This window comes from Nocardia sp. NPDC050697 (genome assembly GCF_040654395.1).
In the GTDB taxonomy this organism is placed as follows: Bacteria; Actinomycetota; Actinomycetes; order Mycobacteriales; family Mycobacteriaceae; genus Nocardia.
Genome location: NZ_JBFAHY010000005.1, coordinates 209,601 through 229,589, shown reverse-complemented (window position 1 = coordinate 229,589; position 19,989 = coordinate 209,601). Strand labels below are relative to the sequence as shown.

Below are 19,989 nucleotides of genomic sequence, written 5' to 3'. Positions count from 1 at the left end.
AACTCTTGAATATGAGAATCTAGTTCTCATCGAGAGGTACGGCGAGGAGGCAGGCCGAGATGCTGTTCGAGTTCGACTCCGACCAGCGGCTGTTGCGCGAGACGGTGCGTGACGTCGCGGCGAAGGAGTGCCCGCCCGCGCTCATCAGGGACATCGTCGACCGGGGGGCCGATCCCGCCCCGCTCTGGGAGACCTACGTCGGCCTCGGCTGGACCGAGCTGACCGAGCCGGGCGAGACGGTGGAGCTCGGCATCCTCTTCGAGGAGCTGGGCCGGGCCACCGACCCCACCCCGTTCCTCGCCACCATGTCGCAGTTCGCGCCGCTGGTGCCCGGCATCGGCAAGCTGGACCGCCCCGGCGCCGCCGTCTACGACGGTGTGACCGCAGCGCCGGACGGCACCGGCTGGCGGCTCACCGGCACCGCGCACCACGTCCTCGACGGCGACCGGGCCGAGCGGCTCGCGGTGGTCACCGGCGCCGGCGTCTTCGTGGTTCCGGCCGAGGCGGTGAGTGCCCGCCGCACCTCGGTCTTCGACCCGGTGCTGCATCTGGCCGAGGTCACCTTCGACGGGGTCCGGCTCACCGACGCCGACCGCAGCACCGCGGATGTCCCGCGGGCCAGGCAGCACGCGCTCACCGGGCTCGCGCTGCACACCGTCGGCGCCTGCCGCCGCATCCTGGACCTGGTGCTGGAGCACGTGCGCACGCGCAAGCAGTTCGACACCGTCATCGGGTCGTTCCAGGCGGTGCAGCACAAGGCCGCCGACATGCACATCGCCATCGAGCGGGCGAAGGCGCTCGGCTTCTTCGCCGCGCTCTGCCTGGCCGAGGACGACCCGCGGCGCGGGCTCGCGGCGTCGATGGCGAAGGCGGCGGCGGGGGAGTGCCAGTCGGTGGTGTTCCGGCACGGCGTCCAGCTCTTCGGCGCCATGGGCTTCACCTGGGAGAACGATCTGCAATTCGCGCTCAAGCGGGCCAAGACCGGCGAGCTGCTGCTCGGCGGCGCGGCCGAGCACCGGGCGCACGTGGCCGAGGAGTACCGTGCAACTCTCGTTTGATCCCGAGGTCGAGGCGTTCCGCGCCGAGTTCGTGGAGTTCCTGAGCAAGAACCAGCCGAGCGCGGCCGAGGCCACCGAGCGCTCCAAATCCAGTGCGCACGTGCCGGAGTGGGCGCGGCGCTGGCAGCGGCTGCTCTTCGACAGCGGCTGGCTGCTGCCCGCCAACCCGCCCGAGTTCGGCGGGCGCAACGCCTCCGTGTTGCAGCAGTACGTGCACCTGGAGGAGCTCTCCAAGCGGCGGATCTACCACTCGTTCAATCCGCAGGGCGTCGGCATCATCGCGGCCTCGCTGCTCTCCTTCGGCACCGAGGAGCAGAAGCGGGAGTGGGCGGTGCCGATCCTGCGCGCGGAGATCACCGCCGCGCTCGGCATGAGCGAGCCCGGCGCCGGCTCGGACCTGGCGGGGTTGCGCACCAGGGCCGTCCGCGACGGCGACCACTACGTGGTGGACGGGCAGAAGGTCTGGACCTCCGGCGCGCACGACGCCGACGTCCTGCTCACCTTCGTCCGCACCGACCCCGCCGCGCCCAAGCACAAGGGCATCAGCGTGCTGCTGATCCCCACCGACGCCCCCGGCGTCACCCGCCGCCCCTTCCCCTCGGCCTGCGAGCCCGACGACCTGGACTTCAACGAGGTCTACTTCGAGGGCGTCCGGGTGCCGGTCGCCAACCGGGTCGGCCCGGAGAACGGCGGCTGGACGGTGGCCAACGGCTCGCTCGGCCACGAGCGCACCCTGCTCTGGCTCGGCTACGCCGACCGCATGCAGGACCTGCTCGCCGACTTCCGCCCGCAGACCGTCTTCGACCGCGACGCCTACGCCGGGCTGGTCATGGACAGCTACGCGCTGCGGCTGCTCGGCTCGGCCGCGCTGGCCAGGGAGGCCCGCGACGAGCAGGACGTCCCCGCGCTCTCGGTGCTCAAGGTGCTCGGCTCGGAGGCGGTGCAGACCGCCACCGAGCACGCGCTCACCGCGGTCGGCACCGGCGCCCTCGCCTCCCCGGCGATCAGCTCGCCACCGAGCCCGCTGAACCTGGAGAACTTCTGGTGCGGCTGGTTCGAGCGCTACCTGCGCAGCTTCGCCGGCACCATCGCGGGCGGCACCTCGGAGATCCAGCGCAATATCATCGCGCAGCGGGTGCTCGGGTTGCCCCGCGCCTGAATCGCGCACACGCGGCGCGGACCCGGATGCCGGGTCCGCGCCGCTGTCGTCAGCGCTTGCCCTCGTACCCGGCGGTGGGGTCGGGGGAGATGCCGAAGGTGTTGAAGGCCAGCGCCAGCGTGGTGTAGCAGCCGACGGTGAAGACGAAGTCCATGCGCTGGCGGTCGTCGAAGCGCGCGCCGAGCGCGTCCCAGGTCTGCGCGGAGAGCACCGACTTGTCGTCCAGTTCGTCGACGGCCTCGAGCAGCAGCCGGTCGAAGGGGTCGGGGGCCTCGCCGGTGCGCCCGGCCGCCGCCACCTCGGCATCGGTGAGCCCGACCTCCTTGCCCATGGCGACGTGGTGCAGCCACTCGTAGGTGCACTCGCGCCGGTGCGCCACCCGCAGGATGATCAGCTCGCGCTCCCGCGGCTCGATCGTGGAGTTGAAGAGCAGGTGCACATTGAAGCCGAGGAAGGCCCGGGTCAGGTCCGGATGCCGGACCAGCACCGAGAGCGCGTTCCCCGCGCCCTCGGGGTTGCGGCGTTCCCTCGGCAGCATGCGGGAGAGGGCCTTGTCGACCTCCTCGTTCCACTGATCGCCCGGAAGGGGGGTCAGAGCCATGACGGTCTCCTGTCGGATTCGAGGATCGGCAACGGATTGTGCCGATTCCGCATATGGGTTCTCCCAAAGTGAGAATATACTTTCCACAAAAGAGAGCGACGCGCAGAACGGACGATCATGGCTGCTCACACCTCCGATTCCGCTACGGGCCGGCGGGCCCACTCCCGCAAGCACCTGCTGCGCTACCGCCTCGCGGTGGTCGCGCCGACCGCCGCCGACGTGGTGCGGTACGCGGGTGGCTGGCTGTGCGACCGCACCATGGCGGGCTGGGAGGTGACCGTCGTGCTGGCCGACACCGCCGACGCGCGGCCGCTGGAGATCCTCGGCGCCACCGTGCTGGATCTGGAGACCTCGCTGGACAGCACCGTGCACGACACCTGGCCGCACGCGGTCGCGGTGGCGCCGGAGCTCTTCGACGCCGACCCGCGGGTGCGCCGGGGCGTGCTGGACTGCCTGGACAACGGGCTGATCGAGGTCGCGGTCTGGGGCGAGGAGCTCCCGGCCGAGCTGGATGCCCGGCTCGGCACGGTGCATCACCGGCTCAGCGTCGCGGCGCGCGCCTTCAAGGGCTGCGCGCTGGCGGCGGCGGGGCTGCGGGGTGCCGATATCGAGTACTCCGAGGTCTTCCGCAGCGGGGAGCTGCTGCTCACCGGCGCGTGGGGCGGCACCGACCTGGTGCCGGTGGGCTGAGCCGTCAGGACGCGAGCTTGGCGCCGGTTACCGTGGTGCGCGGCTCGCCCTGCCAGCCGCAGGGCAGCCCGCAGCTCGGGCGCACGACCACCTCGGTGCTTCCACTCGCCATGTCGCGCTCGATCGCGGCGGCCTGCGCCGGATAGCCGCACTCCGGGCACTTCTCGAAGAAGTCGAGCACGTCGCGCACGCGCATCCGGATCGGCCGGTCCAGCGGTGCGGGCTGCCGCACCGGCCGCGGGCGCAGGGGCCGGACGTCGCCGCTGCGCGGGGCGCCGCGCCGATCGGCGGCGGGGTCCGGCAGCCGGCCGCTGCCGATCGAGAGGGGCATCCGGATCATGCTATGAGAATAGCATTCTCAATTTCGGTAAGGCGAGTTTTTGTCACGGTCCGCCGAGCTCGGCGACGATCGGCGGCAGGTCACCCGTGGTGCGGATGCCGGGCGGCGCTGCCCGCAGGTAGGCGACGGCGTTCACCGCGCGATTGGCGGCGTAGCGCGGCGAGATCGCCGCCAGCCGCTCCGGCCGCACCGGGTAGCGCAGCGAGAGCTCGACCGGGGTCTCGCCCTCCACGGCGACGTGCCAGCCGGTCTCCCGCACCGGCCAGGCCGGGGCGAGCTCGGCGGTGCAGTACCAGGTGGAGCGGTACTCGAGCAGGTCGCGGCCGCCCGCGACGCCGGTGACGGTGATGCGCTGCGCCGCGACGGTTCCGGCCGGGATCACGGTGCCGGCCAGCGCGGTGTCGCGTGCGGCGCGGGCGTGCTCGCCGCGCACCGCGACGGTGTCCAGCGGCAGCCGCAGCGCCTCGGCGAGCAGCCGCAGCGAGGGGGCGTGCAGCCGGCGCGCGTGCGCCAGCCGCTCCGGCTCGAACTCCCGCGCCGCCCCGCCGAACCCCATGGCCTCCAGCACCAGCCGGTCGGCGCCGTGCGTGGCCAGCCGCACGCTCTCCTCGATGGCGATCCGGCTCACCCGGCGCTGCAGCGAGCTGAGCGCCACCGGCAGCGTCTCGGTGACGAAGCCGGGCGCGACCCCGGTGCTCAGCACCGAGGCGCCGCCGAACCAGCAGGCCGCCTCGATCCGGGCGCAGACCTCGGGATCCATGCTCTCCGGGTGCCGCAGCTCGCCGTGCGTGGTGACCACGTCGATCCCGGCCACCAGCAGCGCGCACACCTCGTCCGGGTCGAAGAGCCGCGGCATGTAGAGCACGCAGTCCGGGGCGAGCGCGAGGAGCTCGGCGATCTCGGTGGTCGCGGTGATGCCGGTGGGCCGCCCCGCGCCGCAGAGCTCGGCCGCGTCCAGCCCCGCCTTGGCCCGGTCGTGCACCAGCACGCCGCAGAGCGCGAGGTGCGGGTGCTCGAGCACGGCGCGCAGCGCGTGCGCGCCGACATTGCCGGTGGCCCACTGCGCCACCCGGTGGGTGACGGCCGGGGTTGGCAGGAGCGGTTCGGTGGCCATGGTGGTTCCGTTCGATCGGGTGGCGCGGGTCAGGGCCGGAAGCGGAGCAGCCCCTCCTGCGCGAAGGAGGCGACCATCGCGCCGTCGCCGGTGAAGACGTCGCCGCGGCCGTAGCAGCGGCCGTGCGCCACCAGCGGGCTGTGGTGCCGCAGCAGCAGCCAGTCGTCGGCGCGCAGCGCGCGGTGGAACCAGAGCGAGTGCGTGATCGGCGCCGAGGTGAAGTCGGTGCCGTTGCCCGCCTGGCTCACCCCGCCGAGCGGGCGCAGCGCGGTGCCGATCGGGAAGAGGTCGGTGGCGTAGGCGGCCAGCGCCGGGTGCAGCTCCGGCGGCGCGGCGGGGGTGCGCATCCAGACGTCGTAGTCGGGCTGGGCGGCGCCGGGGTCGTCGAGGTCCGCGGTGGCCCTGGTCTCCCACGGCAGCAGCGGCATGGCGATCCGGTGGCCGGGGCCGGGGAGTTCCGGGAGTTCGGGGGCGGTCTGGTGGGCCGGGCCGTCCTCGGGCAGGTGCAGCGAGACCATGGCGGTGGCGACCACGTCGCGCTTCTGCCTGGCGGTCACGGTGAGCGCGGCGAAGGAGCGGCCCTCCTGCTGGCGCTGCACGATGTAGTAGACCGGGGCGTCGCCCTTGCCCTCGTGCGCGAAGAGCGTGTGCAGCGACTTCACCGCCTTGGCCGGGCAGGCGAGCTGGGCCGCGCGCACGATCTGCGCGAGCACCTGGCCGCCGTAGAGCCAGCCGTGGTCGAGCGGCAGGCTCGGGCCCTCGTAGACGGTCAGGGTCTCGCGGCGCCTGCCGCGGTCACCGGGTGGCGTGGTCGGCCGCTGACGCAGGTCGAGGCACTCGAGCAGATCTCCCCACAGGTCAGGCATACTAAATTGTAAACGAACTACCAGCCTGGGAGAATGTAATTCTCCGAGTCAGACCGGGTCGAAGGCGGCGATGCGCCAGCTGTCGGCGACCCGGTCCAGGGTCACCCGCACGCTGCTGGCGGCCAGCGCCGGGTCCGGCTTCTCCGCGCTGGTGGTGCTCTGGTTGATGAAGACCAGCACCACGGCCTGGTCCCGGCGCAGCTCGGAGACGGCCGCGCGGACCACGGTCGCGCTGGTGCGCACCGACTTCTCGCGGGCCGCCGGCGCGACCACCTGCGCGGTGAACTGGCTGTAGTAGTCCAGGAAGTCGCCGGTGAGGTGCTCCTCGGCGGCGGCGAAATCGCGGTCGAGGGTGTCCGGGGCGTAGGAGAGCAGCGCGACGGTGCCCTCGGTGGCGGCGGCGACGGCCCGCTCCTTGGCGGCTCGGTCGGTGCCCTCGTCCGGGCGGTTCGCGGCGTAGAGCGTGGCCGCGGTGGCGATCGAGGCGATCACCAGGATCGCGAGCAGGATGGTCCCGGCGTGGGCGCGCAGGCGGGCGCTCACGGGACGAACTCCACCTTGGACATGCGCATCGAGTCTCCTTCGCGCTGCACCGTGACGCTGAGCCGCCAGGCGCGCGGCTCCTGCTGCGCGCCGCCGGAATTGGTGACCTTCGAGGTGGCGGCGACCAGGACCACGGCGGAGTCGTCGGTCATGGACTCCACCGCGACCGCGTTCACCGTGCCCTCGGTGGCGACCTGGGACTGCTCGATCACCGAGGTGAAGTCGGTGGAGCGGTTCTGGAAGTCGTCCCGGAACGGGCCGGTCGAGTTGTCCAGGACGCGCTGCACATCCGCCGCGGCGTGCGTGAAGTCCAGCGTGGTCAACGCGATCACGCCCTGCTTCGCCGCCGCCGCGAACTCGGCCTCGCCGCGCTCCCGCGCCGCGGCCTCGCGGTGCTGGAACCCCAGGAAGCCCGAGGTGGCCAGTGCCGCGGCGATGACCAGCACCGCCGCCGCCCGCAGCGCCGTCCGGCGCGGGTTCGCCGCGAGCGCCGCGCGCCAGCGCCGCACCCGTCCCGCGGACTCCTCGGCCGGGCGCCCCTCGTCCGCGCCCTCCTTCGCGGACGCCGCGCCGCCGGACTCGTCCGCCGCATCCTCGGAAGCCACGTCACCGTCACCCACCGCCGCCGCAGGCTTGGTCGCCACCGTTGTGGTCGCTTGTGTGTCCGCTGCGGTGACGCCCACGCCGTCGGTGCCCGCGGATCCGCTCCGCTCGCGCGTGGCGCCATTCGTCCCGCCCTCGGCGCTCACCGAACGTTCGCCGCCCGCCCGGCGGCGCAACCGCGCGGCCTCGGCGCGCGCCCGCGCGGCCTCCGCCCGCGCCTCCGCGGCATCGGCCTCCGCCTCCGCCACCTCCGCGGCGAGCAGCAGATCGTCCGCGACCGCGATGTCGCGTCCGGTAACCGGACTCATGCGCCCACCTCCGTTCGTCTCGGATTCGGATGAGAATGACGTTATCACGTGAGTACAGACCTATTTCCGCGATTCCGGATCGAGCGCGGTGAATATGTTATTCTCGCTGACGAGAATGGCTGTATCACGATGCGGAGAGGTGCGGGGATGAGCGTTTCGCTGCTGCTGGACATGGCGGCATCGAGCAACCCGGACCGCCAGGCCCTGGTCTGCGACGAGGTGCGCTGGAGCGTCACCGACCTGCACACCGCGGTCCAGGGCGGCTCGGGGGTGATCGCGGGCTCCGGGGCGCGCAGCGTCGGCTACGTCGGCACCGGCGGCCACCTGCTGCCGCTGCTGATCTTCGCCGCGGCGGGCGCGGTGGTGCCCTTCACCCCGCTGAACTACCGCCTGGGCGCCGACGGGCTCGGCGCGCTGATCGCCCGCCTGGACACCCCGCTGCTGATCGCCGACGACGAGTACCACGACGTCGTCACCCGGGTCGCCGGCCCGGGCGTCACCGTGCTCCGCTCCGCCGAGTTCCTCGAGCGGGCGGCGGCCGCCGACCCGGTCACCGACTTCCCCGACCCCGAGCAGGTCGCGGTCGTCCTCTTCACCTCCGGCACCACCTCGACGCCCAAGGCGGTCGAGCTCTCGCACAACAACCTGGTCAGTTACATCACCGGCACCGTCGACTTCGGCTCCGCCGACCCCGACGACGCCGCGCTGGTCTGCGTCCCGCCGTACCACATCGCCGGGGTCGGCGCCGCGCTCTCCAACCTGTACGCGGGCCGCAAGGTCGTGTACCTGCGCAACTTCGACGCCGCCCGCTGGATCGACCTGGCCGCGGGCGAGCAGGTCACCTCCGCCACCGTGGTCCCGACCATGCTGGCCAGGATCGTCGCCGAGCTGGAGCGCACCGGCACCGAGCTGCCCGCGCTGCGCACCCTCGCCTACGGCGGCTCCAAGGTGGCGCTCCCGCTGCTGCGCACCGCGCTGAAGCTGCTGCCCGAGGTCGGCTTCGTCAATGCGTACGGCCTCACCGAGACCAGCTCCACCATCGCCGTGCTCGGCCCGGACGAGCACCGCGCCGCGCTCGCCTCCGACGACCCCGCGGTGGTGCGCAGGCTCGGCTCGGTCGGCACCCCGGTGCCGGGGATCGAACTCCAGATCAGGGATGAGAACGGCACGGTCCTGCCACCCGGCGAGACCGGCGAGCTGTACGTGCGCGGCGCCCAGGTCTCCGGGAAGTACACCGGCATCGGCTCGGTGCTCGACGCCGAGGGCTGGTTCCCGACCAGGGACGTCGCCACCCTCGACGCCGACGGCTACCTCTTCCTCGGCGGCCGCTCGGACGACACCATCATCCGCGGCGGCGAGAACATCGCACCGGCCGAGATCGAGGACGTGCTGGTCGAGCACGCCCAGGTGCGCGAGGTCGCGGTGATCGGCGTGGAGGACGTGCAGTGGGGGCAGATCATCGTCGCCGTCGTCGTCCCCGCCGACGGCGCCGCGCCGGACCCCGAGGAGCTGCGCGCCTTCGTGCGCACCGAGCTGCGCGGCTCGCGCACCCCGGACCGGGTGGTCTTCCGCGATTCCCTGCCCGCCACCCCGACCGGCAAGGTGCTGCGCCGCGACCTGGTCACCGAGTACGGGCCGGAGCAGGCGGCGGACGCCGTCACCACGTAGAGAGGACGACAATGGTCAAGAACGGAACCCGACTGCGCAGCCAGGTCTGCGACACCGAGGTCATCGTGGTGCGCGCCGCGGAGAGCCTGGACGACCTGCGCGCCGGCGGCGTCCCCATGGTCCCGCTCGGCGGCGACGCGGCGCCCGGCGGCACGCTGGAGCCCGCGTTCGCCGACGGCAACCTGATGGGCAAGCGCTACGTCGACGAATCCGGCGCGGAAGTGCTCGTCACCAAGGCGGGAGCGGGCACACTCAGCGTGGGCGCCACACCGCTGGCGCTCAAAGAGGCGAAGCCGCTCCCCGCGAGCGACTGAGGGAAGGAAGGGTCCGCCGTGACCGAAGCGAAGATGCTCGTGTTCTCCAATGCCGTGGAAGGCCAGGACGACGCGTTCAACGAGTGGTACGACACCACCCACCTGGCCGACGTGGTGAAGGTGCCCGGCATCAGCGCGGGCCAGCGCTACGACCTGGTGCCCGGCGCGCTGCCCGGGCGGGCCGCCGCCGCGCCCGCGCACCGCTACCTCGCGGTCTACGACCTCACGGCGGAGCCCGCCGAGGTGGTCGCGGAGTTCACCAAGCGGGCCGGGTCCGGGGAGATCCCGCTCAGCCCCACGCTGGATGTCGCGAGCCTCAGTGTCGCCGTCTGGAAGCCGCGCGGCGAGGCCGTCACCGGCTGATCGCGAACTCCGAAGGGCCGCCCGCACTCTCCGTGCGGGCGGCCCTTCGGGTTCGCGGAGCGGGCGCGTCAGGAGCGCTGCCGGAAGAGCGCTTCCTGGGCGTACGACGCCACCAGGTCACCACCCTCGGTGATCACGTCCCCGCGGCCGAAGATCCGCCCACCGGCCAGGATCGGCGAGTGCTGCCGCAGCACCTGCCAGGTATCGCTGCGCACCGGCCGGTGGAACCACAGCGTGTGCGAGGTGACCGCGGACAGGAACTGCGTTCCGTTGCCCACGTGGCTGATGCCCTCCTCGGGGCGCAGCGCGGTGCCGATCAGGGTGAGGTCGGTGGCGTAGGCGATGAGCGGCGCGCCCAGCTCCGGCTCGACCTCGGGTGTGCGCAGCCACAGCTCGTAGGCGGGCGGCCCGGCCTCGGTGCCGTCCAGGTCGTCGACGGCCCTGGTCTCCCAGGGGATGAGCCCGAACTCCCTGCGATGCTCCGGCCCCGGTAGCCCGCCGACCCCGGGCAGGCTCTGCCGCTCGGTGCCCTCCTCGGGGGCGTGCAGCGAGACCACCGCGCTCGCCACCACCTGCTCACCCTGCCGCGCGGTGACCGCGGCGGTGGCGAAGGAGCGCCCCTCGTGCTGGGGCTGCACCTCGTACCGGATCGGCGTGTCCGACTTCCCCTCCCGCGGGAAGACGGTGTGCAGCGACTTCACCGACTTCTCCGGGAACGCCAGCCCGGCCGCCACCAGCAGCTGGCCCAGGATCTGGCCGCCGAAGACCCGGTGGTACTCCAGCGTCTGGTTCGGTCCCTCGTACGCGGCGGTATCGACCGGTTTCAGGTCGAAGGTGGCCAGCAGGTCGTTCCACATGTCGGGCATACACGGATTGTAAGGCACCCTCTACCAGATCGAGAGTGTCATTCTCGCTCAGCTCACCGTGATCCCATGCGCGCAGAAGTTCCAGACCTCCTCGGCGGTGATCGGCCGCACCTCGCCCTCGGTGCTGCCCGGCTGCGAGATGAACATGACGGTGTGCAGCGTCATCGCCGCCATCCGGCGCGGGGGCAGGTCGGCGCGGAGCCGCGACGTTTCGCTCGCCTCGGTCATGAGCTCGGTGAACATGGCGAAGAGCGCCGCGTGCGCGCTGCGCACCTCGGCCGGGTGCGAGCTGAGCAGCTGCGGCGCGAACTCGGTGAAGAGCGGGCGCCGCGCGTCCGGGTCCGGGCGGCAGAGCTGGAAGAGCAGTTCGACCGCGGTGCGCAGCTTGGCCAGCGGGTCGGCGTGGCTCGCGGTGGCGGCGCGGATCTGCTCGGCGGTCTTGCCGAGCGCGTCCTCGTAGAGCGCGAGCAGCAGCTCGTGTTTGCCGTCGAACTGCAGGTAGAAGCTGCGCAGCGACTGCTGCGAGCGGTCGACCACCTCCTGCACCGTGAAGTCGGTGCTTCCCTTCTCGGTGATGATCGCCTGCGCGGCGTCGAGGAAGCGCTGGACCCGCTGGCCCGCCCGCTGGGTCGCGGTGCGCAGCGAGCGCTCGACCGCGCGCTGCTTCCACGCGGGTTGCTCCTCGCTGCTCACGGGCCCGCCAAGGGGATGGGACGTGACGGAAGCGGCATGGTCCAGCTCCGTTCAGCTCTGGCCGTTTTGGAGAATCCACACTACCGTATTTGAAGAACATAATTCTCATGCGTTATCGACGGAAGTGAGGGCGATCCGCGTGTTGCTCGAGTTCGACTCCGATCAGCGCTTCTGGCAGCAGACCGTGCGCGAAGCCGTCGGCAGGCACTGCCCGCCCGCGCTGGTCCGCGACGTGGTGGATCGGGGCGCCGACCCCGGCGCGCTCTGGAAGCTCTACGTCGAGCAGGGCTGGACCGCGCTGACCGATCCCGCCGACGCCGTCGAACTCACCATCGTGCTCGAGGAGCTCGGCCGCGCCACCGACCCCACCCCCTACCTGGCGACCATGACCCAGTACGCCCCGCTCGCCGGTGCCGCCGAGCCCGCCGTCGCCGGCGCCGCGCTCTTCGACGGGGTCGCCGCGCACCGCGACGGCGCCGGCTGGCGGCTGGACGGCACCGCGCAGGTGCTCGACGGCGACCGCGCCGAGCGGCTCGCGGTGGCCACCGGCGCCGGGGTCTTCGTGCTGCCCGCCGCGGCGGTGAGCGCGCGCCGCATCGCGGTCTTCGACCCCGTGCTGCACGTCGCGCAGGTCACCCTGGACGGCGTGCGCGTGGCCGAATCCGACCGGGTGGCAACCGATGTGGCGCGCGCGAAGGCCGCCGCGCTCACCGGGCTCGCCGCCACCGGCGTCGGCGCCTGCGCCCGGGTGCTTGAGCTGGTGGTCGCGCACGTGCGCGAGCGCAAGCAGTTCGGCGCGCCGATCGGCTCGTTCCAGGCGGTGCAGCACAAGGCCGCCGACATGCACATCGCGGTGCAGCGGGCCCGCGCGCTCACCTACTGGGCCGCGCTCACCGCCTCCGCCGCCGACCCGCGCGCGCCGCTGGCCGCCGTCATGGCCAAGGCGGCCGCGGGCGAATGCCAGGCCCTGGTCTTCCGCAACGGCCTGCAGCTGTTCGGTGCCATGGGCTTCACCTGGGAGAACGACGTCCAGTTCGCGCTCAAGCGGGCCAAGGCCGTCGATCTGCTGCTCGGCGGTGCCGACGAGCACCGCGCCACCATCGCGAGGGAGTACCGTGCAGCTGTCGTTTGACGCGGAGGTCGAGGAGTTCCGTGCCGAGTTCGTCCGGTTCCTGGACGAGCACCTGCCCGCCGACGCCGCCGCGGGCGCGCGCCCCGGCTCCACCGGCGACATCCCCGAGTGGGCGCGCGCCTGGCAGCGGGTGCTCTTCGAGCACGGCTGGCTGGTGCCGGGCAACCCGCCCGGCTACGGCGGGCGCGGCGCCGGAATCCTGCAGCAGTACGTGCACCGGGAGGAGCTGGCGCGGCGCGGCATCTACGAGAACTTCAACCCGCAGGGGTCCGGGATCATCGCCGCCTCGCTGCTCACCTTCGGGACCGAGGAGCAGAAGCAGCGCTGGGCCGTCCCCATCCTGCGCGGCGACCTGACCGCCGCGCTCGGCATGAGCGAGCCCGGCGCCGGCTCCGACCTGGCCGGGCTGCGCACCCGGGCCGTGCGCGACGGTGACGTGTACGTGGTCGACGGGCAGAAGGTGTGGACCTCCGGCGCGCACGACGCCGACGTGCTGCTGACCTTCGTCCGCACCGACCCCGAGGCACCCAAGCACCGGGGGATCTCCGCGCTGATCATTCCGACCGACACGCCCGGGGTGGAGCGCAGGCCCTTCGCCTCCGTCTGCGACCCCGGCGACCTGGACTTCAACGAGGTCTTCTTCGCGGGGGTCCGGGTGCCCGCCGAGAACCTGCTCGGGCCGGAGAACCAGGGGTGGCGGGTCGCCAACGGGTCGCTCGGCCACGAGCGGAACCTGCTGTGGACCAGCTTCGCCGTCCGGCTGGACGGGCTGCTCGCCGACTTCCACCCGGTGGGCCCGGTGCAGGAGGACCGGTACGCCACATTGGCTCTGGACGCTCAAGCGCTGCGCCTGCTCGGCTCGGGGGCACTGGCGAAAGCGGCTGCCGGGGAGGATGATCCGGCCGAGATGTCGGTGCTGAAGTTGCTCGGCTCCGAGGCGGTGCAGCGGGCTTCCGAGCATGCGCTCGCCGCCGCCGGTGGTTCGGCGCTGCGGCATCCGGATGTGACCGCCGGGCACAGTCCGTTCAATGTGGACGAGAGTGCGCCGGGGTGGTTCGAGCGGTTCGTGCGGAGTTTCGCGGGGACTATCGCCGGGGGGACGTCGGAGATTCAGCGGACGATTATCGCCGAGCGGATTCTGGGGTTGCCGCGGGGGTGAGTCAGGGGTTTTCGGTGGCCCTGTGGATGTCGAGGTGGGCGTCGGCGTGTTCGAGCGGCGGGTGGTACGTCGAGACCGGAGTCCCCGGTGCCTGCCCCACCGGACTACCGGGGTCGAGGCGGTCGGCCTCGGTGAGCCAGCCCGATGCGATGCGCTGGACGTCGTCGTGGTGCAGCGACGATCCGGGGGGCGGTGCGATGACGGTACCGGCGAATTTCGGTACCGTGCGCAGCGCAGAGCCGAGATGGCGCAGGCAGCGGCCCTCGCCCCGCTTGTCGGCGAGTGCGCGATATCCGGTCCACGCGGTGCGCCACGCGCGCAGGGCGGCATCGGTGTCGCCGCGCATCCACTGCACGATGCCGAGAATCTCGGTGGCGTGCACGCGGCCGCCGGGGTCGCGGCCGTTCTCGGTGCGGGCGAGGGCGAGCTCGAGGCGGTCCCCCGCGGCGTCCGGCCGGCGGCGGCGGAGCTCCACCACCGCGAGGTTGATCAGGACGCAGACCTCGGCGTGCAGGTCCGCGCGGGGCAGTAGCCGCCAGACTGTCCCGAGTCGGCGAGCGATCTCGTTCGGGTTGCCCCCGTTGCCGAAGTCGTGCAGGGCCAGGCCGTGCCCCTTGCGCGCGGCGACCGAGGTGGACCAGGCCAGCGGACGGTGGTGCTCCCGCACCTCGGCGGCGGGGTCCGTGCGCAGCTCCAGCAGGGCTTTCTGCAGTGGGAACGCCGCCGAGAGCTCGATCAGCGGTCTGCGCAGGTCGTCGCTCCGGGAATCGTAGCCGTAGTACACATCGAGGGCATCGACGATGCGGATCAGCTCCGGGACTACCGCGCTGGGCAGCGCGCCGCTCAGGGGCGTGCGGGTGCACTCGGTGACCAGCGTGCGCAGCTCGGATTCGGCGCCACCGAACCAGTCCCGGGCGGTCGCCACGAAGGCGGGGTGCCCGAGCGCGACGGCCCATGCGTCGGCGCGGTCGGCGTGCTCGTGCACCAGCGCGTACAGCGCAGCCATCCACGCCGGTTTCCCGAGCACCTCATCGTTCGCCGAAGCTGTCCGCTGCACCGTGGGGTAGTAGTGGTCACCGAATACCGCCAGGACCTGGTCGTCCAGCAACTGGTGGCAGAGCTCGGAGGCGGTTTCGAAGCCGGGTGCCGGCGTATCGTCCTCACGGAGCGAGTGCGCGACGTCGGTGAGCGCCGCCGCCACCGTGAGCAGCATCGCGCTGTCGTACCGGTCCACTGGAAGCAGCTGGAGGATCGCGGTCTCGGTGGGGTTCAGTGCCGTAGCGATCGGCGGTGCGAGAGCTCCGGGGGAGGAGGGAAGGCCGGCCACCGCGCCTTCCGGCTTGTCGAGCGAGTCGAGCAGTGCGCGGGTCCGCGCGAGCCGATCGCCGTCCCGCCGCCGCGAGTTCCACCGGTACCAGGCGAACAGCACCCCACCGACGACCAGGAGGATCCAGAACACGCGCAGCGTGCTCGCCAGCGCCTCGACCACCTCGGTCTCGCCGAAGGAGTCGACCACCAGGGTCCGCCCGAACTCCAGCGTGAGCGCGGTGGCGACCACCGGGGTGGTGCCGACCGCGATCCGCCACAGCGTCGAGCGCGGTTCTCCGCTTCGGCGCGCAGCGGGAGACGGATCCGGTTGTGGCGCGACGGGTTCCGCGCTCACCGCACCGCACCCCCGGTCAACCCGGGCACCAGCCAGCGCCGCCAGGTCAGCACCAGGACGAGCACCGGCACCACCGCGGAGAGCAGCGAACCGGCCGCCAACCGGGCCGAGTTCTCCTCGAACTGCCGCGCCTCACCCCAGAGCAGCAGCGACCACGGACTCCCGCCCGCCCCACCGAGCAGGAAGCCGATGGTGAAGTCGTTCCACACCTGCACCGACTGCAGCACCGCGACGGCGCCGAGCGCGGGCCACGCGGTCTCCAGCAGCCGGCGCACGGCGGTCGCCGGGGTGGAGAGGCCGTGCAGGGCGGCGGCGCCGTCCGGGGCGGAGAGCAGCGCGGCGCGCAGGACGAGCACGGCGATGGGGATGCCCGCGGCGGCGTGCACGAGGATGAGCGGGGTTCGGGTGCCCGCGAGCCCCCCGTGCTCGACGGCCCAGACGATCGGGCCGAGGTAGGTCTGCACCGGCAGTACGGCGAGCACGACCAGGCCGGACACCGTTACCCGCGTGCGCGGCGCGGCGGGGTCGGCGGCGGCGAGCCGGAGGGCGGCGGGGACGGCGGCGGTCACCACGAGCAGCGTGCTCGCCAGCGCCACCCAGCCGGTGCTGCCGAGCGAGCCGAGCAGGGCGCGGTCCCGGAGCAGCCCGGTCACCGCGTCGAGCTGGAAACCGTACGGCCCCCAGAACATCGCGACGACGAGCACCAGGATCGGGAGCGCGGCGACCAGGAACACCGCGGTCGCGAGGAGCGTGCGCCGCACCCCGGGGCGCGCGCGGATCCAGGGGATGCGCGGCGGAATAGGAGCGGGGCGTCCACCGCCGGTCTCGTTCTGGAAGATCCAGGCGCCCACCCCGACCAGGGCGGCGAGCGGCACGGCGTACACAGCCTCCGGCCCGAAGCCGGAGTCCGGGTCGCTCGCCAGCCGCCACCAGAACACCGTCGCGCCCTGGTTCCACTCCTGCAGGGGCCACGGCACGCCGATGAGCACGGCGTCGAACATGCGCGCCGCGGCGACACCGATTCCGGTGGCCAGGACGAGGAGCACCGGCCGCAGCTCGCGCAGCCTGCGCCGGTGCCGCTGCCACCGCGCGGCCGCGGCCACGTGCGCGGCCCGCGCGGGGGCGGCGTCGACGGCCCGGATGCCGTCGTGCAGCAGGGCGGTGGCGAAGCCGAACCAGGTCCAGACGAAGGCGACCGGCGGGAGCAGGCAGAACCACCAGAACACGGCGGGCTGGGAGTCGAGCCCGAAGAAGTCGGCGATCCGCTGGAAGATGAGGCGGAAGGCGACTCCGGAGACCAGCGCCGCCACCGCGCAGGGCGCGACGAGCGGCAGCCACATGTCCCACTTGTCCTGCAGCCCCACCGCGATGGCGAGCGCGACCGCGACCATCGCCGTGGCGAGCAGCACCATGCACCCGGTGAACAGGTAGGCCCGCGCCCCGGCCGGGCTCAGTCCGCGCCCGACCTGGTAGCAGGCGGGCGCGACCACCAGGGCCGCCGCCGCTCCGAGGGCGACCCGCTGCCAGCCTTCTGTCCAGTAGCGCCGCCCCGCGACGACCGCGCTCGCCACCGCCACCACGGCCACCGCGCACCACAGCGGGACCGCGGGCGTGGTCGCGACCGCGAACCCGACGGTGACCGCGGCCGGAACGATCAGCACCGCGGTGACCAGTACCGCGGCGGGCGCGGCCCAGAGCAGCGTGAGCAGGCGCAAGCGCGGCACCCCGGGCACCGGCGCGCCCCGCATGGGCCGGGTGGTCAGCGCCAGCCGGATGCCGTGCGCATCGATGAAGGAGTTCGTGCTCACCGCGACCGCCGTTCCCGCTCGTCGAGCGCCGCCACGGCCCGGTCGACGGCGGGCAGCACCGGATTCGCGCCGTCCCCGACCTCGGTGAGGAACGCGGTCAGCACCGGCCACAACCCGTGCCGCCCGCCCATGGCGCCGATCCGCTCCGACAGCTCGACCACCGGCTCCGCGGCCAGCTCCTCGGCCACCGGGGCGAGAATCCGCGAGTACGCACCCTGTGTGTCCCGATGCGGCCCGAGGAACCCGCCGAACCCCTCGATCCACGGCTTCGCCGCCTCCGGCCCGGTGAGCGCGGCGACCACGCCGTTCGCCGCCTCGCTCGCCTTCGCCGTCACCACCGCGACATCACCACCAACGATGTGCGGCCGGACACCGCCGGGGACGCGCGGGAACCACGTGGTCCCCACAACCTCATCGGCACGTTTCGCATTCCGCAGGCAGCGCCGCACGATCGGCTCGGCGAAGTCGGGCAGCACCACCATCAGCGCCGTCCGGTGATCGAACACCTCCCGGACGGCGTCGGGAAACTGCCTGGTCAGCGCGGAGCCGATGCCACGTTCCGCACGCACGCCCCACAGTGCGCCGAGGTTCCAGAGCGCGGCCCGCACCGCGGGGCGATCCCAGCGCCGCGGCGGCGCGCTCTCGGCCAGTTCGGCGTAGTCGTCGGGTGATTCGGCGAGCAGCATGTTCTCGAAGCTGTCCGTCAGGGTCCATCCGTCGGCCCCCGCGGGCGCGAGAAAACGCACCGGCCCGCCGGAGAGCTCCGCCGCCGCGGCCACCCAGTCCCGCACGGTCCACCCGGCCGGATCGCCGAGCCCGTACTTCGCCATCCCCTCCCGGTCGAACCACGCCAGCGACTTGGCCGTCGCCTTGAACGGCGCGCCGAAGGGCTTGCCGTCGTGGAAGAGCAGCCGCTCCCAGTACGCCGCGTAGGGCACTCCCTGCCACACCTGATCGGGCGACACCCGCAGCCGCCCGCGCGCCGCGAGCGAGCGCACCTGCCCGATCTGCGGCATCATCACGATGTCCGGCGCCTCGCGCCCCGCCGAGCCGAACGCGGTATCGATATCGTCGCCCAGCGGCACCACCTCCACGGTGCTCCCGAGCGACAGCCCGTCCAGCACCGCGCGGAAGGCGGCCAGCTCACCCCCGCTCCACGCGACCGCGATCCGCACCGCCCCCGGCCCGCCGAACGGGCCCGCGCCACACCCGGCCGCCAGCGGCAGCAGCGCTCCCGCCCGCAGCAGCCCCCTGCGTGAAACCATGCTCCCCCGATGTCGTTGCCCGACAGCCGGTCCCGATTATGCCGCGCCGCACCCGGGGAGGGTGCCGGATCCGCCTACTCGGTGACGGAGAGCGCGGCGCGCGGGCACTGCGCGACCGCCTCGCGCACCCCGGCGGCGAGGGAATCGGGCACGTTCTCGTGCAGGACGTGCAGGTTGTCCTCGTCGTCGAGGTCGAAGACCTCGGGTGCGATGCCGGCGCAGACGCCGTTGCTCTCGCAGAGGGTCCAGTTGACGGCCACCTTCACGGGGTCACCTCCGGGTTGTCGACGGTCAGGATGGCGTGCACGGGGCAGTCGAGGAGGGCACGCAGGACGCCGTCGTGCTCGGCGGGTGGCACCGAGCCGTCGCCCTCCAGCGCGGCGTAGCCCCAGTCGTCCAGGGAGAAGTGTTTCGGGGCGTGCCGGGCGCAGATGCCGAAGCCGTCGCAGAGGGTGCGGTCGAGGCGGATCTTCACGGGATGGCCTCCGGGTCCACCTCGAAGGGGCGTTCGGTGCGGTACGGGCCGTCCGCGCAGGTGGGGCAGGCGCCGGTGAGGTGCGCGGCGACGTCGGCGCCGAAGCGGGCGAGCAGGGTGGCGGCGGCGTTGGTGGCGCCGTCGAGGGTGCCGCAGGCGCCGCGGCCGCGGAGCACCACCGACCAGCGGCGCAACCGGGCCACGTCCTCGTCGGTGGCGCGGCCGTCGCGCAGCGCGCCGGCGGCGGCGGCCATGGCGGCGGTGCCGTTCCAGCAGGAGCCGCACTGGCCGGCGTTCTCCCGGTCGAAGTACTCGAGCACCGCCGCGGCGACCGCCACCGGGCACTCGGTGGTGATGAGCGCGAAGGCGCCGCAGCCGAGGCCGCCGCCGAGCGCGCGCAGGGCGTGGTGCTCCAGCGTGACGTCCAGGATCCCGCGGTCCACCATGCCCGCGAAGTAGCCGCCGGTGAGCGCGCCGCGCACCGCGTCCGGTGAGACGCCGTGCAGCGCGAGCAGTTCGGTGAAGGGGAGGCCGTGCGGGAGTTCGTAGAGCGCGGCGGGGACGCCGCCGCCGGTGACGGTGGCCAGGAAGGTGCCGGGGGAGCCCTCGGTGCCGACCGCGCGGAATCCCTCGCCGCCGTGTGCGTGCACATACGGCAGGTGCGCCAGGGTCTCCACATTGCTCACCACCGTCGGCAGCTCGCCGACGCCGCGCTCGAACGGCCGCGGCGGCTTGTCGCTGGGCAGCGCGGGGCCGCCCTGCACCGCCCGCACCGCCGCGGTCTCCTCGCCTGCCACGTAGGTGGGGTCGACCAGGACCAGCTCGATCGGCGGCGCCTCGATCCCGGCGGCGTCGAGCTCGGTGAGCGCGGCGTCCACGCTGCGCGCGGCGACGGGGTCGGAGAGGTAGACCACCGCGCGTCCGGCTCCGACGACGCTCGCCGCCAGCCGCAGCCCGTCCAGCACCAGGTGCGGCCGGTGCCGGAGCAGCCACTTGTCCTTCACCGAGGCGGGCTCACCCTCCTCGCCATTGGCCAGCACCACGGTCGCGCTGCCGCGCTGATGCGCCTTGCGCACCCCGGCCAGCTTCACCGCGAGCGGGAAGCCGGCTCCGCCGCGCCCGAGCAGCCCGCTGCGCCGCACCTGCTCCAGCAGCGCCTCCGGATCACCGGCCGGACGGTAGCCACCGGCCGCGCGATACCCGGCCAGCTGCTCCGCGCCCGCGCGCAGCAGCCGCGGCTCCAGCCCCGGCGCCGGGCCGCCGACCCGGAACCCGGACCGCTCGAAAATGTCCTGCATGGC

The 19,989-nt window shown here is 73.1% G+C and carries 21 protein-coding genes and 1 pseudogene; 8 read left to right on the top strand and 14 right to left on the bottom strand.

The window, feature by feature from the left end; all coding sequences use genetic code 11:
- The first annotated feature begins 59 nt into the window (after positions 1–59).
- Both AB0H71_RS19680 and AB0H71_RS19675 read left to right on the top strand, forming a co-directional pair.
- A complete protein-coding gene (locus AB0H71_RS19680; protein WP_357022555.1) occupies positions 60–1,058 on the top strand; it encodes an acyl-CoA dehydrogenase family protein in 999 nt (332 codons plus the stop codon).
- A complete protein-coding gene (locus tag AB0H71_RS19675; protein ID WP_357022552.1) occupies positions 1,042–2,217 on the top strand; it encodes an acyl-CoA dehydrogenase family protein in 1,176 nt (391 codons plus the stop codon). The genes AB0H71_RS19680 and AB0H71_RS19675 overlap by 17 nt, the downstream gene beginning before the upstream one ends.
- 49 nt (positions 2,218–2,266) lie before the next feature.
- Here the strand turns inward: AB0H71_RS19675 and AB0H71_RS19670 are convergent, their stop codons facing one another.
- Positions 2,267–2,818, bottom strand: coding sequence for a carboxymuconolactone decarboxylase family protein (locus AB0H71_RS19670; RefSeq protein WP_357022550.1), 552 nt, complete (start codon positions 2,816–2,818; stop codon positions 2,267–2,269).
- Between the two features lie 177 nt (positions 2,819–2,995).
- Between AB0H71_RS19670 and AB0H71_RS19665 the strand changes: the two genes are divergently transcribed.
- Positions 2,996–3,508, top strand: a complete 513-nt coding sequence (locus AB0H71_RS19665) for a hypothetical protein (protein ID WP_357023287.1) — start codon at positions 2,996–2,998, stop codon at positions 3,506–3,508.
- A 4-nt stretch (positions 3,509–3,512) separates the two neighbouring features.
- On the opposite strand, the gene AB0H71_RS19660 is transcribed toward AB0H71_RS19665, so the two are convergent.
- The 5 genes and pseudogenes from AB0H71_RS19660 to AB0H71_RS19640 all read right to left on the bottom strand — a co-directional run bounded on the left by AB0H71_RS19660 (position 3,513) and on the right by AB0H71_RS19640 (position 7,282).
- Positions 3,513–3,848, bottom strand: a complete 336-nt coding sequence (locus AB0H71_RS19660) for a hypothetical protein (RefSeq protein WP_357022547.1) — start codon at positions 3,846–3,848, stop codon at positions 3,513–3,515.
- Positions 3,849–3,891: 43 nt separating this feature from the next.
- Entirely contained in the window at positions 3,892–4,962 is a 1,071-nt protein-coding gene (locus AB0H71_RS19655; protein ID WP_357022544.1) for a dihydrodipicolinate reductase, read from the bottom strand.
- A 29-nt stretch (positions 4,963–4,991) separates the two neighbouring features.
- Complete coding sequence (locus tag AB0H71_RS19650; protein ID WP_357022541.1) at positions 4,992–5,828, bottom strand: acyl-CoA thioesterase domain-containing protein; 837 nt, start codon at positions 5,826–5,828, stop codon at positions 4,992–4,994.
- Positions 5,829–5,876: 48 nt separating this feature from the next.
- Positions 5,877–6,275: pseudogene (locus AB0H71_RS19645) on the bottom strand (twin-arginine translocation pathway signal); the annotation flags it as partial.
- A 92-nt stretch (positions 6,276–6,367) separates the two neighbouring features.
- The gene (locus tag AB0H71_RS19640) at positions 6,368–7,282 is read right to left on the bottom strand and encodes a hypothetical protein (protein ID WP_357022538.1); all 915 of its coding nucleotides are present in this window, start codon (positions 7,280–7,282) and stop codon (positions 6,368–6,370) included.
- Between the two features lie 147 nt (positions 7,283–7,429).
- Between AB0H71_RS19640 and AB0H71_RS19635 the strand changes: the two genes are divergently transcribed.
- Genes AB0H71_RS19635 through AB0H71_RS19625 form a run of 3 tightly spaced genes read left to right on the top strand, consistent with a single transcriptional unit; the run spans position 7,430 to position 9,627 of the window.
- Positions 7,430–8,950, top strand: a complete 1,521-nt coding sequence (locus tag AB0H71_RS19635; RefSeq protein WP_357022536.1) for a fatty acid--CoA ligase family protein — start codon at positions 7,430–7,432, stop codon at positions 8,948–8,950.
- Positions 8,951–8,961: 11 nt separating this feature from the next.
- The gene (locus tag AB0H71_RS19630) at positions 8,962–9,264 is read left to right on the top strand and encodes a hypothetical protein (protein WP_233017356.1); all 303 of its coding nucleotides are present in this window, start codon (positions 8,962–8,964) and stop codon (positions 9,262–9,264) included.
- Positions 9,265–9,282: 18 nt separating this feature from the next.
- The gene (locus AB0H71_RS19625) at positions 9,283–9,627 is read left to right on the top strand and encodes a hypothetical protein (protein WP_357022532.1); all 345 of its coding nucleotides are present in this window, start codon (positions 9,283–9,285) and stop codon (positions 9,625–9,627) included.
- Positions 9,628–9,695: 68 nt separating this feature from the next.
- On the opposite strand, the gene AB0H71_RS19620 is transcribed toward AB0H71_RS19625, so the two are convergent.
- Together AB0H71_RS19620 and AB0H71_RS19615 are read right to left on the bottom strand one after the other, a co-directional pair.
- Positions 9,696–10,493 (bottom strand): acyl-CoA thioesterase domain-containing protein, encoded by a 798-nt coding sequence (locus AB0H71_RS19620; protein WP_357022529.1) that lies wholly within the window; start codon positions 10,491–10,493, stop codon positions 9,696–9,698.
- Between the two features lie 48 nt (positions 10,494–10,541).
- The gene (locus AB0H71_RS19615; protein ID WP_357022526.1) at positions 10,542–11,186 is read right to left on the bottom strand and encodes a TetR/AcrR family transcriptional regulator; all 645 of its coding nucleotides are present in this window, start codon (positions 11,184–11,186) and stop codon (positions 10,542–10,544) included.
- A 139-nt stretch (positions 11,187–11,325) separates the two neighbouring features.
- On the opposite strand from AB0H71_RS19615, the gene AB0H71_RS19610 reads away from it, so the two are divergent.
- Positions 11,326–12,318, top strand: coding sequence for an acyl-CoA dehydrogenase family protein (locus AB0H71_RS19610; protein ID WP_357022523.1), 993 nt, complete (start codon positions 11,326–11,328; stop codon positions 12,316–12,318).
- The gene (locus AB0H71_RS19605) at positions 12,302–13,477 is read left to right on the top strand and encodes an acyl-CoA dehydrogenase family protein (protein ID WP_357022520.1); all 1,176 of its coding nucleotides are present in this window, start codon (positions 12,302–12,304) and stop codon (positions 13,475–13,477) included. The genes AB0H71_RS19610 and AB0H71_RS19605 overlap by 17 nt, the downstream gene beginning before the upstream one ends.
- 1 nt (position 13,478) lies before the next feature.
- Here the strand turns inward: AB0H71_RS19605 and AB0H71_RS19600 are convergent, their stop codons facing one another.
- The 6 genes from AB0H71_RS19600 to AB0H71_RS19575 form a co-directional block, all read right to left on the bottom strand.
- The gene (locus AB0H71_RS19600; protein WP_357022517.1) at positions 13,479–15,140 is read right to left on the bottom strand and encodes a tetratricopeptide repeat protein; all 1,662 of its coding nucleotides are present in this window, start codon (positions 15,138–15,140) and stop codon (positions 13,479–13,481) included.
- On the bottom strand, positions 15,137–16,948 hold the full coding sequence (locus tag AB0H71_RS19595; protein WP_357022515.1) for a hypothetical protein: 1,812 nt from the start codon (positions 16,946–16,948) through the stop codon (positions 15,137–15,139). Before AB0H71_RS19595 ends, AB0H71_RS19600 begins: the two co-directional genes overlap by 4 nt.
- On the bottom strand, positions 16,945–18,213 hold the full coding sequence (locus AB0H71_RS19590) for an ABC transporter substrate-binding protein (protein ID WP_357022513.1): 1,269 nt from the start codon (positions 18,211–18,213) through the stop codon (positions 16,945–16,947). The genes AB0H71_RS19595 and AB0H71_RS19590 overlap by 4 nt, the downstream gene beginning before the upstream one ends.
- A 74-nt stretch (positions 18,214–18,287) precedes the next feature.
- A complete protein-coding gene (locus AB0H71_RS19585) occupies positions 18,288–18,479 on the bottom strand; it encodes a ferredoxin (protein ID WP_357022510.1) in 192 nt (63 codons plus the stop codon).
- Complete coding sequence (locus AB0H71_RS19580; RefSeq protein WP_357022507.1) at positions 18,476–18,688, bottom strand: ferredoxin; 213 nt, start codon at positions 18,686–18,688, stop codon at positions 18,476–18,478. Before AB0H71_RS19580 ends, AB0H71_RS19585 begins: the two co-directional genes overlap by 4 nt.
- Positions 18,685–19,986, bottom strand: a complete 1,302-nt coding sequence (locus AB0H71_RS19575; protein WP_357022504.1) for an NADH-ubiquinone oxidoreductase-F iron-sulfur binding region domain-containing protein — start codon at positions 19,984–19,986, stop codon at positions 18,685–18,687. The genes AB0H71_RS19580 and AB0H71_RS19575 overlap by 4 nt, the downstream gene beginning before the upstream one ends.
- Positions 19,987–19,989 lie beyond the last annotated feature (3 nt).

Excerpts from the sequence above, each read along its gene's own strand:
- AB0H71_RS19680 (WP_357022555.1), top strand. The coding sequence starts at position 60 with ATGCTGTTCGAGTTCGACTCCGACCAGCGGCTGTTGCGCGAGACGGTG.
- AB0H71_RS19670 (WP_357022550.1), bottom strand. The coding sequence starts at position 2,818 with ATGGCTCTGACCCCCCTTCCGGGCGATCAGTGGAACGAGGAGGTCGAC.
- AB0H71_RS19660 (WP_357022547.1), bottom strand. The coding sequence starts at position 3,848 with ATGATCCGGATGCCCCTCTCGATCGGCAGCGGCCGGCTGCCGGACCCC.
- AB0H71_RS19655 (WP_357022544.1), bottom strand. The coding sequence starts at position 4,962 with ATGGCCACCGAACCGCTCCTGCCAACCCCGGCCGTCACCCACCGGGTG.
- AB0H71_RS19650 (WP_357022541.1), bottom strand. The coding sequence starts at position 5,828 with ATGCCTGACCTGTGGGGAGATCTGCTCGAGTGCCTCGACCTGCGTCAG.
- AB0H71_RS19640 (WP_357022538.1), bottom strand. The coding sequence starts at position 7,282 with ATGAGTCCGGTTACCGGACGCGACATCGCGGTCGCGGACGATCTGCTG.
- AB0H71_RS19635 (WP_357022536.1), top strand. The coding sequence starts at position 7,430 with ATGAGCGTTTCGCTGCTGCTGGACATGGCGGCATCGAGCAACCCGGAC.
- AB0H71_RS19630 (WP_233017356.1), top strand. The coding sequence starts at position 8,962 with ATGGTCAAGAACGGAACCCGACTGCGCAGCCAGGTCTGCGACACCGAG.
- AB0H71_RS19620 (WP_357022529.1), bottom strand. The coding sequence starts at position 10,493 with ATGCCCGACATGTGGAACGACCTGCTGGCCACCTTCGACCTGAAACCG.
- AB0H71_RS19590 (WP_357022513.1), bottom strand. The coding sequence starts at position 18,213 with ATGGTTTCACGCAGGGGGCTGCTGCGGGCGGGAGCGCTGCTGCCGCTG.
- AB0H71_RS19575 (WP_357022504.1), bottom strand. The coding sequence starts at position 19,986 with ATGCAGGACATTTTCGAGCGGTCCGGGTTCCGGGTCGGCGGCCCGGCG.